Origin of the sequence: Olleya aquimaris, from assembly GCF_003259525.1 — a bacterium.
Classification (GTDB): Bacteria; Bacteroidota; Bacteroidia; order Flavobacteriales; family Flavobacteriaceae; genus Olleya; species Olleya aquimaris.
This window is the reverse complement of record NZ_QLLO01000003.1, coordinates 67,607-80,413: the sequence shown is the minus strand read 5'-3', so window position 1 is coordinate 80,413 and position 12,807 is coordinate 67,607. Positions and strand designations below refer to the sequence as shown.

Genomic DNA, 12,807 nt, shown 5'->3' with positions numbered 1-12,807 from the left:
TTAACTTTAAAAAAAACTAATAATGAAAAAACAATTAATACTTGCGATAGCATTACTTGTAACAGTATTTTCTTTTGCACAAAAAAAAGAAATTAAAGCACTAGAAAAAGCAGTAAAAAGCAACAATTATGCTGAAGCAAAAGCTTTAGTAGTTCAACTTGAATCTATGGTTGGTTCAATGGATGACAAATTAAAAGATAAATATTATTTAGGAGCAGCAAACGCATATTTTGCAAATGGTACTGCTAATTATAGTGATATCACTAAAGCGGTAGAAGCTCTTGGGAATGTTTCTGGAAATTCTGCTGTAGCTAGTCAATTAAAAAGAGAAATCGAAAATGATTTACTTAAAAAAGCTAACGAATTTTACACTTCAAAGCAGTTTGACAAAGCAGCAGTTGGTTTTGAAAACCTATACAATGTAAATAAATCAGATCCTTCTTATTTATATTATGCAGCAGTAAGTTCTATAAATGCACAAGATATGGATGGTGCATTAAAATATTACATTATGCTTGACGATTTAGATTATACTGGTGTAGAAAAAGAATATTTTGCTACTAACTCTGCTACAGGAGAAGAAGAAGTTATGGACAAAGCAACTAGAGATAATTATGTAAGATTAAAAACACATACTAATCCTGGTGAAAGAATGACAGAATCTAGAGAAGCAGAAATTACAAAAAACATTGTAATTATATATGCTAATAAAGGTGAAACAGATAAAGCACTTGCTTACATGAAAAAGGCAAGAGAAACTAATCCAGAAGATTCTAATTTATTAGTAACAGAAGCTAATTTACAATATAAGTTAGGTAATACTGCTAAGTATGAAGAGTTGATTAACGAAGCATTATCTAAAGATCCTAACAACCCAGATCTATTATATAATTTAGCTGTGTTAGCTGCCAGTGCTGGAAATGCTAAAAAAGCAAAAAGCTATTACAATAAATCTTTAGAAATTAACCCTAAAAACACAAACGCATTAACTAATCTTGCAGCATTAATTCTTGCAGATGAGCAGAATATAATTGACCAAATGAATGCATTAGGTACTTCTGCTGCAGATAATAGAAAGTATGATGAACTTAAAAACAAAAGGTTAGATATTTATAATGAAGCTATACCTTATTTAGAGAGAGTTTTAGAAATTGATCCTAATAAAGAAATAGGAATTACCTTAGCTAATATTTATGGTGCTATTGGTGAAGATGCTAAAGCCAAAACATTAAGAGAGAAGTTTAATTAAACATTAAATTCTTTCATAAAAAAAAGCCTTCAATTTTTGAAGGCTTTTTTTTTAAATAATTTTTTTAATAACTCTAAGTTTGTGCGTGTGTAAACGTTTATCGACATTATAAATTCCTGTATGGTCTAGTCGATCTATTCTAACTTTTCCATGAGCATGTATAATATAATTATCTTGCATAATTATACCGACATGTATAATATGTCCTTCATTATTATCAAAAAATGCTAAATCCCCAGGTTCACTTTCTTCAATAAAACTTAAAGCTTCCCCTTGAGTAGCCTGTTGTGAGGCATCTCTAAATAATTTAAATCCACACAGTTTATAAACCATTTGAGTAAACCCACTACAATCAATACCAAAAGGTGTTTTACCTCCCCAAAGATAAGGGGAGTTTAGATATTTAAATGCTGTAGAGATTATTTCGTTTTTATTGGTTTTAGCCTCAATAGTTGCACCTTCAAAAGCATGACCTAATAATTCTAATCCATTTAGGGTAGATCCTAAAACAACAGTATATAATTGATTATTTTGGTCTTGAACAAACTCTACTAAATCCGAAGACAATAAAGGCGATTTATTTTTTAAATCTTTATAATCTTCTTCTGTAATTTCAACAAATTGTTTATTGTCAATCCAGCCTTCATATTTATCAAAAGCTAGCCTAATTTTACTCCATTGTTTACGTTGTTCTAAAATTTTAAATATATCACCATAAAGAACTTGCGAGATTAACTCGCTAGTATCCGAAGTCTCAAGCCTTAAAGGGACAATACTTAAATTACAGATTCCGTACCGCATTAGCTGTATTTAGTAACGTTCAATAACTACAGCAGATGCACCACCACCACCATTACAGATAGCAGCTGCACCTATATTTGCATTATTTTGTTCTAGCACATTAAGTAAGGTAATTAGTATTCTTACTCCAGAACATCCTAGTGGATGTCCTAAGGATACAGCACCACCATTGACGTTAACATTAGAATCATTTAACCCTAAAATTTTCATGTTGGCTAAACCAACAACAGAGAAGGCTTCGTTAAATTCAAAATAATCAACATCTTCAATACTTATTCCAGCTTTATTTAGAGCTAGCGGTAATGCTTTAGCAGGAGCAGTAGTAAACCATTCTGGTTCTTGTGCAGCATCTGCATAACTTTTAATGTAAGCTAATGGTTTTAATCCTAACTCTTTAGCTTTTTCTTCACTCATTAATACCATAGCACCAGCACCATCGTTAATAGTTGATGCATTAGCTGCAGTAACAGTTCCATCTTTAGTAAAAGCAGGACGTAAGTTTGGTATTTTATCTATTTTAACGTTAGTATACTCTTCATCTTTACTTACAATTATTGGTTCACCACGTCTTTGTGGTACTTCTACTGGGACAACTTCATTATCAAAATTTCCCGCTTCCCAAGCTGCAGCAGACCTGTTATAAGACTGTATAGCAAATGCATCTTGATCTTCTCTAGAAAATTGATACTCTGTTGCACAAGCATCTGCACAAACACCCATTGCATTTTGGTCATAAGCATCAACTAGACCATCTTTTTGCATTCCATCTACTAATGTAGTTGGACCAAATTTTGTACCTGTTCTAGCATACAAATAATGAGGTATCATACTCATGTTTTCCATACCTCCAGCAACTATAATATCTGCATCTCCTAATGCAATACTTTGTGCAGCTTGCATTACTGTTTTCATACCAGAAGCACAAACTTTATTTATTGTTGTACAAGGGACTGTATTAGGTATTCCAGCATAAATAGCTGCTTGCCTTGCAGGAGCTTGTCCTGTACCTGCTTGTACAACATTACCCATTAATACTTCTTGTACTAATTCAGGTTTTAAATTTATTTTATCTAAGGCTCCTTTGATAGCAATAGCACCTAGTTTTGGAGCTGGAATGGTGCTTAAAGCACCTAAGAAGCTTCCAATTGGTGTTCTTGCAGCAGAGACAATAACCACTTTTTTGCTCATAATTATAAGTCATTTTATTAAAGCACGAAATTACTAATTTTTTACCAAAATTTAGACTAAACTTAGCTTTATAAGTAAATAGTAGAATTATAATTTATTACATTTGAAAAACACTAGTTTTAAGCATGAAAGACTACATTAACTCCATCTATAAAAATCATTCACAATTTTATAAAATATTACTATTTGTAGTAACCACTTTATTAATAGTGTTTATTTTTCCTAAAAGCGGACGGTTTAAGTATAAGAATTTTGAAAAGGGTAAGCTTTGGCAAACCGAAAATCTGTATGCACCTTTTAATTTTGCTATTAAAAAATCTAATGCAGAGCTAGACAAAGAAAAAGCTTTAATAGAGTCTCAAACCACTCATTTTTTTAATAAAAATGAAGAAGTAGAAGCAAAAGTAAAATTTGATTACGAACAATCGTTTAATACAGTTTTTAAAGATACTTTAAAAAACTATAATGATTTAAAAACAAAAGGATTAAGCATTTTAAATGAATTGTATCAATATGGAATCTTAAATGAAGACTTAAATTTAAATGAAGATGACAAGGTTGTTATTTTAGTAGATAATGTAGAGAAAAAGACCACAAAATTTTCAAACTTACAAAAACTTGGTACTATTAAAATTAAGATAGAAAAAGAACTTCAAAGTACTTATTTAGAGCGTTATTCTAATAGTTTAACCACACTTTTTTTTGATATCATAAAATCTGATCTTAACTATAATAAACAGTTAACAGAAAATGTGCTTAAAGAAGCTTTAGATAAAATATCTCAAAATCGAGGAGTTGTAGATAAAGGGACGCTAATTATATCAAAAGGAGAGGTAGTTAATGACGAAAAATATCAAATTCTTACTTCTCTTTCTAAAGAGTATGAGTCGCAGGTATGGAGTAAATCTAATTACAACTGGATAGTTTTAGCTTACACTGTATTAGTGGCATTAGCACTATTAATGTTATTATTATTTATAAGAAAATATAGGTTAGATGTCTATAAAAACAACACTAAAGTCACTTTTATATTTTTCAATATTTTGGTAATTGTATTATTAACATCGTTGGTAGTTAATTACAATTCCGAGTATGTGTATTTAGTACCCATAGCTATTTTACCATTAGTATTAAAAGCATTTTTTGATGCAAGATTAGGTTTATTTACTCACGTTATAACAGTTTTATTATTAGGCTCTATTGTACCTAATAGTTATGAGTATATGTTTTTACAAATTATAGCTGGGATTGTAACCATTTTAACCATATCAGAACTATATAAACGTGCTAACCTATTTATTTCTGTTGGTCAAATCACCTTGGTTTACATTATTGCCTATTTCGCGTTTTTTGTAATACACGAAGCTAGTATTGATAATTTAAAATGGGAAACATTTGGGTTGTTTGTATTATGTGGTTTAGCAACATTGTTTGTGCAACCATTAATATATATATATGAAAAACTTTTTGGTTTGGTTTCTGATGTCTCACTCTTAGAACTATCGGATACAAACTCAAAATTACTTAAAGAGCTATCAAATAAAGCTCCAGGAACGTTTCATCATTCTTTAAACGTGGCTAATTTAGCTGAAGCATCTGCAAATGAAATTAATGCTAATGCTATGTTAGTTAGAGTAGGAGCGTTGTATCATGATATTGGCAAAATGAAATCGCCAACTTATTTTACAGAAAACCAATCGTCTGGATTAAATAGTCATGATGAATTATCTCCAAAAGAAAGCGCTAAAATTATAATTAATCATGTTATTGATGGAATTGAAATAGCCAAAAAGAATAATTTACCAGATCGTGTTGTAGATTTTATTAGAACACATCATGGTACAAGCCAAGTATATTACTTCTATATGAAAGAAAAGGCTAATAATGAAGATGTTGATATTAACGACTTTACTTACCCAGGACCGAAACCTTTTAGTAAAGAAACTGCAATATTAATGATGTGCGATAGTGTTGAAGCAGCCTCTAAGAGTTTAAAAGAACCAACCTCTAGTAAAATTGATAATTTTGTAGAAAATATCATTAATAAGCAAAAAGATGATGGACAATTCTTGAATGCTAATATTACATTTAAAGAAATTGAATCTATAAAAAAAGTGCTAAAACGCAAGCTTGCAAATATTTACCACTTAAGAATAGAATATCCAGAATAAAAATTTAAAAAAGTAAATAAATTTGTTGTGTTATTTAGGATGATATGTTACATTTGCATCCGCAATTTATTGCAATGTTCATAATAATTGGAGAGGTGCCTGAGTGGCCGAAAGGAGCGGTTTGCTAAATCGTCGTAGGTGGAAACACTTACCCAGGGTTCGAATCCCTGTCTCTCCGCTAATCATTTTTTTATAATTGATAACCTTTTTCGGGGTGTAGCGTAGCCCGGTTATCGCGCCGCGTTTGGGACGCGGAGGTCGCAGGTTCGAATCCTGCCACCCCGACTTTACAGAGTTAAGGGCTCTTAGCTCAGCTGGATAGAGCACCTCCCTTCTAAGGAGGCGGTCGAAGGTTCGAATCCTTCAGGGCTCACTTAAAGCTTCACTATTTAGTGAAGCTTTTTTGTTTTTTGTATTTAAATAAAAACGCTGATAATCAACTATTTACTTCAAAATACACTAAAAAAGTGTGCATTTCATCGAATAAATAAACTTTTTGTAGATGGTTTGGAATAAATTACTACTTTTGCAATCCCAAATAGCTTGACGCGTCAAGTTTTAAATTTTAAAAAAATGAATAACCTACTTAAATTCTCGGCATTTTTATGCCTAATTTTTATTGCTTCTAGTTGTACTACAGAATCTTTAGATGATTCTTATAATCAGAGCACAACAACTCCAGAAGTTGCTCAAGCCTATCAGTCTTGTAGTAATCAAAATCCGCAATCAAAACTAGTAAATAACGGTTCGGTAAATTTTACATTTAAAATTATAGATTCTAATTCTAACATTATTCAAGAACAAGATATCATTCCTGGTGGAAGCTCATCTTGGTTGACTTTTAATGACGGAGAAACTACTTTTAGTATTGAAAGTGCTTCAACAGGTGTATCTGATAGTAAAGTTGTATTAGATATGAATACTTGTACTGAGGTAGAAATAATTGTTAACTCTTCAAATTCTGTTGAAGTTCCAATTGTTCAGACAGTAAATTAATTTTTAGTACAACATATAATAATTTTAAAATTATCAAGATTGGTGGTAAAAAACAAATAGTTTTTACCACCTTCTTTTATTTTAAGCTTGTTTCTTATTTGATTAACTGATTCTGGAAAATTTCTAGTAGTAATATTGGCTTGCTTTAAAGCTATATATTTATTGTAAGATTTTTTATTGTAGGGTATAACGGTTTCTATTTTAAAATGTCTTCCTGGAAATTCAACTTTTTTATCACTTGTATATAAATGAGAGTGTTTATGTAATTTAAAAATGTCTAATTTTTTAGATATTGTATCAAATGCTCCAGATTTTAAAATTGCACTATTGGGTTCGTATAAATAGGTTAAGGGTAAACTATAGTCTGCTTCAGTAACTTTCTCTTCTTCGTATATAAATTTAAAACTATTGTACTTATCACTTTTAATGTCAACCGTTTTAATAGTAACTTGACCATTAAAATTAGCCTCTAATATCCATAATAACTCCTTAACCTCATTATTTACTGCTACACAGTGGATGGTTTTGACATGGCTTAATTCATTTAACCCTGAAGAAATATCTAATAAAGGCGAAGTTTTAATCATTATATTTTTAGAATAACTAAACAACAAATCCAAATGTTCTGGAACATTAGGTAAACAGTCATTTAAAAGAAAAACTTTTCCTTTTGCGTCGTTTCGTCTGGATGGGTCTATATAAATCCAGTCAAAAGGTTGGTCTAATTTTTTTAAGATATCTAAACCGTTTTCTGGATAAAACGTCAGATTAGGGGTATTTAAAATAGATGCATTATGTTTTACTATTTGTGATAATTCTTGGTTTAACTCGCAATGAATAACTTGTTTGAAATGTTTAGAAAAATAGTAAGCATCTACACCAAAACCACCTGTTAAGTCTATTAATGAATGACCAGAGATCAAGTTAGACTTATATTTTGCAGTAGTTTCTGAAGAGGTTTGCTCTATATTAAGTTTTGAAGGAAAATATATGCCTTGAGTATTAAACCATGTTGGAAGTTTTTTTTTAGACTTATTTTTAGATTCGATTTGATTTAAAATGTCTTGCTGAATTTCTTTAGGAAAAGGAATGCCTTTTAATACTAATTCTGAAATGTTATTGTTTAAATTTTCAGCAATAAAGCGTTGTATGCCTTTATTTAATATAGTTTTATTAAAACTAATCATCTAATCCTTCCGTCAATTTATTTACAACTCGATACTCTGATAAAAACTCTTTAGCTATAACTTTTAATGCTGTATAAGCAGGAATTGCTACAATCATACCCACTATACCAAATAATAAACCAGCAATTATTATTACTAAAAATATTTCTAATGGATCTGATTTTACACTTTTTGAAAATATTAATGGTTGACTAAAAAAATTGTCTACTAATTGCGCTACCATAAAACCAAACATGACATATAATGTTTTAGGTAATATGACGTCACTAAAGCTTTGTCCTAAATTACTCGACATGCTTAATAATATTAGTACAAATGCACTAATTATTGGTCCAACGTATGGAATAATATTTAATAATGCACAAAGCGTAGCTATAATAACAGCGTTTTCTATCCCAAAAATTAATAGAATTACTGTGTAAATGACAAATAAAATAGTTAGTTGTAATAATAAACCACCAAAATATCTGGTTAGCAAATCACGAATAGTAACAAAAGATTTTCGTAATCTCTTATCATGTTTTTTAGGTAAAATAGATAGTATTCCAGAGCTCATGATTTTGCTATCTTTTAAAAAGAAAAAAGAGATAAACAATACAGAAAACAAGCCTATACTAAAGCTTCCAAATCCGCTAATTATTGCATTGACAAAATCTGGTATAATACCAAAATTAATTTTTGACATGTATTTAGAATCTTTTATAGATTGTTCCACCTCATTGGTATTTAACCCAAAATGACTAATACCTTCTTTGTATAAGTTTTCAATATTGGCTTGTAAAGTATCAATATCTAATAATGATAAATTCTGACCTTGTTCAATAATTAAAGGGATAAACAAGCTTATAATCCCAAAAATAATTATTAAAAATACAAGCATAGTAGTAACTACCGCAAGTGTATCAGGAAATTTAAATTTACTTTTTAAAAGCACAACAATAGGTCTACCCAAAAGCGAAATTATTCCAGCTATGACTAAATAAACTATTACAGATTGTATTTTATACAAAAACCATAACAGTATAGCTATACCAACAATTATTGATACTGCACGAAGGATTCCATTAGAGATCGTTTTTGATGTCATGATGTAAATATAAAATTTTGAATTTTATTTAATTGATAACTGCTTAGTTATTTCATAAAGAGCAATGCTGGTTGCTTGCACAACATTCATACTACTATTATGTCCAAACATATCAATATGTATAATGTGATGACTTAATTTTAAAACCTCTTCAGAGACTCCGAAGTTTTCGTCACCTACAACTAATGCTATAGGAGAATTATTTACTATTTTAAAATCATGTAGAGCTTGACTGTTTGTTGTTATTTCTAAAGAAATAACAGTATAGCCTTCTGATTTTAAAGTTTTAATTAACTCTAAAGATGATTCTCTGACCTCATAATTTACAATCTTTTCAGTCGCACGAGAGGTTTTGGTCATTTTACGACCTAAAGGAATATCACTACCACAGAATACCAGTTTTTTAACACCAAATGCATCACATGTTCTAAATAAACTTCCAATATTAGGTGCATTGCTAACATTTTCGCAAATAATTTGAATGGGAAATGTTTGTTGCTTAAAATTAGTGTTGTAGTAATTTAATTGCACTTGAGTTTAAATTTTTAATTTACCTTAATTTTCGAAAGCATATTTTACAATATTGGCACCCATTTTTAAAGCTTTTAGACGAATGTCTTCTGGGTCATTATGTACTTCTTGATCTTCCCAACCATCACCTAAATCGGACTCGAAAGTAAATAAAACTACTAATCGTTCTTTATGATATAATCCAAATGCTTGTGGACGTTTACCATCGTGTTCATGAATTTTTGGTAGTCCATCTTTAAAGTCAAACGCACTACTAAATATAGGATGCGTATTTGCTAGTTCTTGCAGCTCTTGATTTGGAAATATTTTTTTCAGCTCTTTTGTAATGTAGGGTTGCATACCATAGTTATCGTCTATGTGTAAAAATCCTCCAGATTCTAGGTAGTTTCTTAAATTTTCTACTTCATCTTCTTCAAAAACAACATTACCATGACCTGTCATGTGTAATAACGGAAACCTAAATATATCCACACTACCTGCTTCAACGGTTTCAGGTTTTTCATTCATTTGTGTATCTATATTATTGTTGCAAAACCTAATTAGATTAGGTAATGCTGTTGGATTACTATACCAATCGCCACCACCTTTATATTTTAAAATAGCTAAATCTTGTCCTTTAACAAAAACAAGACAAAATAGAAAAGTAACAAGTAAAAAGGCTTTTTTCATTATTTATTCATTTACAAATGCCACACTATGACAAGCTACTATTGCAGCAGTTTCGGTACGTAATCGTGTATCTCCCAAAGTTACAGGAATAAATTTATTTTGAATCGCTTTTTCTATTTCTTTAACAGAAAAATCGCCTTCTGGTCCAATTAAAATGGTGACTTCTTTGTTTGGCTGTAATTGAGATTTTAATGATTTTTTGTCTAATTCTTCACAATGAGCAATAAATTGTTGGCCTGAAAAATCTTGATTGATATAGTCTTTATAAGCTATTGGATTGTTTAAAATAGGGTAGTAGCAATTTAAGGATTGCTTCATTGCAGATTGAATGATTTTTTGGAAGCGTTCTGTTTTTACTACCTTTCTTTCTGAATGATCACAGATAATAGGTGTAATGCTTGTCACACCAATCTCTGTTGCTTTTTCTAAAAACCATTCGTAGCGATCATTCATTTTAGTAGGTGCAACTGCTAAATGTAATTTGTAATTAGTAGGTTTTTGCAAGCTAGCTTCTATAATATTAACCACACAGTTTTTTTGCTCTGCTACAGTTATTTTTGCTTTAAATAGGTAACCTTTACCATTAGTAATGTTTAAAAAATCACCAACTTGTTTTCTTAGTACTTTAACAATGTGCTTACTTTCTTCTTTTGGAAAAGTAAATTGCTTTGAGTTAGATAATACGTCTGGATTATAAAATAGCTGCATAAAAATAAGGTTACAACAAAACTAAAAAAAAAGTGCTTTCTATTTTATTAGAAAGCACTTTATAATTATAAATTTTTTAGAAGTTAATCTGGAGTTCCACAGATAATATCTCCATGATCTAAATGAGCTTGTAAAGCATTAACACTAATTGTAATTTGATGCATATTTGCAGGGTTTCCTGGTGGTATATGACAAATTGTAATTTTGTTATTGTTGTTGTTTCCTTTTTTGTTTGAATCTGCATTAGTAGAAAATAAAGTTGAGGCTAATGCAAATAATAGTATTTGTACGTATTTCATAAGTAAAAGATTTTAAATTTGGTTACTTAAAAATAACACCTTATTGTAATAAACTAATAAAATTTAGTTGAAATACACTTTAAGTCTTTGATTAGCAGTGATTTGCATTTTTAATCGATAAATGGTTACTTATTAGTCTACAATTTTTAGCACTTTAATTTCTTTAATAGTTTTTATCCTTTCAGTTTTTAAAATAATATAAAAGCTATTGGTTTCAGGTATTCTAACCGTATAAATAGTATTTAATTTATTATCTAAATTAAAGGCTTGTTCTTCTACTTCAGTAGGCATTGATCCTTCTTTAAGCCATCCAGAGTCTCCACCACGTTTTGCATTTCTATCCATAGAATATCGTTTAGCTAAATCATCAAACCGGATTCCATCTTCATAAGATTTTAAAATGTCATTTTTATAATCTACAATTTTAGACGCCTCCAACGTATTACCATCAAAATAAATGTAGCTAATACGGTAATGTCTTTCGTCGGATTTTGTTATAACTTTATAATGTGTGGTGTTAAATTCTGTTTTTACAGTTTTAATACTACCAACATTAGTATTTAAAAGTGCTGTTGCTAATTTAGTTTTATGCTTTTCTTCATTAAAAATTAAAACCTTGTTTTTTCTAGACTTTTTTGTTTCTAACAATTTCTCAGCTTGTTCAACAGTTGTAATAGTGTCTAATTCTTTTTTAATAGACGTTTGGGCTAAAGTTGTTGCAGTTAACAAGCAAATAGTAAGTTTAAGTAGGGTTTTCATGATTTTAAATAAATTTGTTTTAACAAAAAAACAAAAAAAAGGAGTTTAAAAAACTAAATTAAATAAGGTTATTAACAAGGGTTTTAACAATCTTATAATTTAAATTTTTAACCTAGAATTAGCCATTACATTTTGCTCTGCAAAATTACCTTCTAAAAACTTTAAATATCCAACAATAGCTATCATAGCAGCATTGTCTGTAGTAAATTCAAATTTAGGCACATACGTGGTCCATCCATGCTTAGTTTCGCCATCTTTTAAGGCTTGTCTTATACCAGAATTTGCTGACACACCACCTCCAATTGCAATGTGTGTAATACCAGTTTGTTTGGAGGCTAGTTTAAGCTTGTCGGTTAAAATCCCAATGATAGTATATTGGATTGAGGCACAAATATCATTTAGGTGTTCTTCTATAAAATTTGGATTTTCTTTAACTTGTTTTTGAATAAAATATAAGACTGCAGTTTTAAAACCAGAAAAACTAAAATTTAATCCATCAACTTTAGGTTTAGTAAATTTGAAGGCTTTTGGATTTCCTATTTTGGCTAGTTTATCAATTTGCGGACCTGCAGGATAACCTAATCCTAATAGTTTTCCACTTTTATCAAATGCTTCGCCAACAGCATCATCTATAGTTTCGCCTATAACATCCATATCAAAATAATGGTTGACTTTTACAATTTGTGTGTGACCACCCGAAATGGTCATTGCCAAAAACGGAAAAGGTGGTTGGTCAAAACCTTCTTCATCAATAAAATGTGCTAAAATATGGGCTTGCATATGATTGACATCTATCAATGGTATATTAAGTCCAAATGCTAAAGATTTTGCAAAAGAAGTACCAACCAATAAACTACCCATTAATCCAGGTCCTTTGGTAAAGGCTATGGCGCTTAATTGCGATTTTGTAATTCCTGCTTTTTTTAAAGCTTGATCTACTACTGGAACAATATTTTGTTGATGCGCTCTAGAGGCTAGTTCTGGTACAACACCACCATATTCCTCATGTATTTTTTGATTGGCTATAACGTTACTTAATATTTTTCCGTTATGTATTACAGAAGCTGCTGTATCATCGCAAGAGCTTTCAATTCCTAAGATATAAATATTTTGTGCTGACATTAGTTAATTTTGGGCATAATAATTGTTAATTTTGATGTAC

Annotated in this window: 13 protein-coding genes and 3 tRNA genes; 6 read left to right on the top strand and 10 right to left on the bottom strand. The window is 30.1% G+C overall.

Going from position 1 to position 12,807, the window contains the following annotated elements; genetic code table 11:
• The first annotated feature begins 22 nt into the window (after positions 1 to 22).
• Entirely contained in the window at positions 23 to 1,249 is a 1,227-nt protein-coding gene (locus tag LY08_RS05300; RefSeq protein WP_111659411.1) for a tetratricopeptide repeat protein, read from the top strand.
• A 51-nt stretch (positions 1,250 to 1,300) separates the two neighbouring features.
• Here LY08_RS05300 and LY08_RS05295 read toward each other — a convergent pair whose 3' ends face one another.
• Both LY08_RS05295 and LY08_RS05290 read right to left on the bottom strand, forming a co-directional pair.
• Positions 1,301 to 2,050 (bottom strand): C40 family peptidase, encoded by a 750-nt coding sequence (locus LY08_RS05295; RefSeq protein WP_111659410.1) that lies wholly within the window; start codon positions 2,048 to 2,050, stop codon positions 1,301 to 1,303.
• Positions 2,051 to 2,059: 9 nt separating this feature from the next.
• The gene (locus LY08_RS05290; RefSeq protein ID WP_111659409.1) at positions 2,060 to 3,238 is read right to left on the bottom strand and encodes an acetyl-CoA C-acyltransferase; all 1,179 of its coding nucleotides are present in this window, start codon (positions 3,236 to 3,238) and stop codon (positions 2,060 to 2,062) included.
• A 125-nt stretch (positions 3,239 to 3,363) separates the two neighbouring features.
• Between LY08_RS05290 and LY08_RS05285 the strand changes: the two genes are divergently transcribed.
• The 5 genes from LY08_RS05285 (at position 3,364) to LY08_RS05265 (ending at position 6,405) form a co-directional block, all read left to right on the top strand.
• Positions 3,364 to 5,409, top strand: a complete 2,046-nt coding sequence (locus tag LY08_RS05285) for an HD family phosphohydrolase (RefSeq protein ID WP_111659408.1) — start codon at positions 3,364 to 3,366, stop codon at positions 5,407 to 5,409.
• An 89-nt stretch (positions 5,410 to 5,498) separates the two neighbouring features.
• Positions 5,499 to 5,587: transfer RNA gene (locus tag LY08_RS05280), tRNA-Ser, on the top strand.
• Between the two features lie 32 nt (positions 5,588 to 5,619).
• A tRNA-Pro gene (locus tag LY08_RS05275) sits at positions 5,620 to 5,694 on the top strand.
• Positions 5,695 to 5,708: 14 nt separating this feature from the next.
• Positions 5,709 to 5,782: transfer RNA gene (locus LY08_RS05270), tRNA-Arg, on the top strand.
• Positions 5,783 to 5,982: 200 nt separating this feature from the next.
• Complete coding sequence (locus tag LY08_RS05265; RefSeq protein ID WP_146603199.1) at positions 5,983 to 6,405, top strand: hypothetical protein; 423 nt, start codon at positions 5,983 to 5,985, stop codon at positions 6,403 to 6,405.
• On the opposite strand, the gene LY08_RS05260 is transcribed toward LY08_RS05265, so the two are convergent.
• The 8 genes from LY08_RS05260 to tsaD form a co-directional block, all read right to left on the bottom strand.
• Positions 6,402 to 7,592, bottom strand: a complete 1,191-nt coding sequence (locus LY08_RS05260; RefSeq protein WP_111659406.1) for a class I SAM-dependent methyltransferase — start codon at positions 7,590 to 7,592, stop codon at positions 6,402 to 6,404. The two genes, LY08_RS05265 and LY08_RS05260, sit on opposite strands and share 4 nt — an antisense overlap.
• On the bottom strand, positions 7,585 to 8,679 hold the full coding sequence (locus tag LY08_RS05255) for an AI-2E family transporter (protein ID WP_111659405.1): 1,095 nt from the start codon (positions 8,677 to 8,679) through the stop codon (positions 7,585 to 7,587). The genes LY08_RS05260 and LY08_RS05255 overlap by 8 nt, the downstream gene beginning before the upstream one ends.
• A 24-nt stretch (positions 8,680 to 8,703) precedes the next feature.
• Positions 8,704 to 9,210 (bottom strand): TrmH family RNA methyltransferase, encoded by a 507-nt coding sequence (locus LY08_RS05250; protein ID WP_111659404.1) that lies wholly within the window; start codon positions 9,208 to 9,210, stop codon positions 8,704 to 8,706.
• 24 nt (positions 9,211 to 9,234) lie between these two features.
• A complete protein-coding gene (locus tag LY08_RS05245; RefSeq protein WP_111659403.1) occupies positions 9,235 to 9,879 on the bottom strand; it encodes a DUF4159 domain-containing protein in 645 nt (214 codons plus the stop codon).
• Positions 9,880 to 9,882: 3 nt separating this feature from the next.
• Positions 9,883 to 10,587, bottom strand: coding sequence for a 16S rRNA (uracil(1498)-N(3))-methyltransferase (locus LY08_RS05240; protein ID WP_111659402.1), 705 nt, complete (start codon positions 10,585 to 10,587; stop codon positions 9,883 to 9,885).
• Between the two features lie 83 nt (positions 10,588 to 10,670).
• Complete coding sequence (locus LY08_RS05235; RefSeq protein ID WP_111659401.1) at positions 10,671 to 10,886, bottom strand: hypothetical protein; 216 nt, start codon at positions 10,884 to 10,886, stop codon at positions 10,671 to 10,673.
• A gap of 132 nt (positions 10,887 to 11,018) precedes the next feature.
• Positions 11,019 to 11,645: a peptidylprolyl isomerase gene (locus LY08_RS05230; RefSeq protein WP_111659400.1), complete on the bottom strand. Its 627-nt coding sequence runs from the start codon at positions 11,643 to 11,645 to the stop codon at positions 11,019 to 11,021.
• Positions 11,646 to 11,744: 99 nt separating this feature from the next.
• On the bottom strand, positions 11,745 to 12,767 hold the full coding sequence (gene tsaD / locus LY08_RS05225; protein ID WP_111659399.1) for a tRNA (adenosine(37)-N6)-threonylcarbamoyltransferase complex transferase subunit TsaD: 1,023 nt from the start codon (positions 12,765 to 12,767) through the stop codon (positions 11,745 to 11,747).
• Between the last annotated feature and the right edge of the window lie 40 nt (positions 12,768 to 12,807).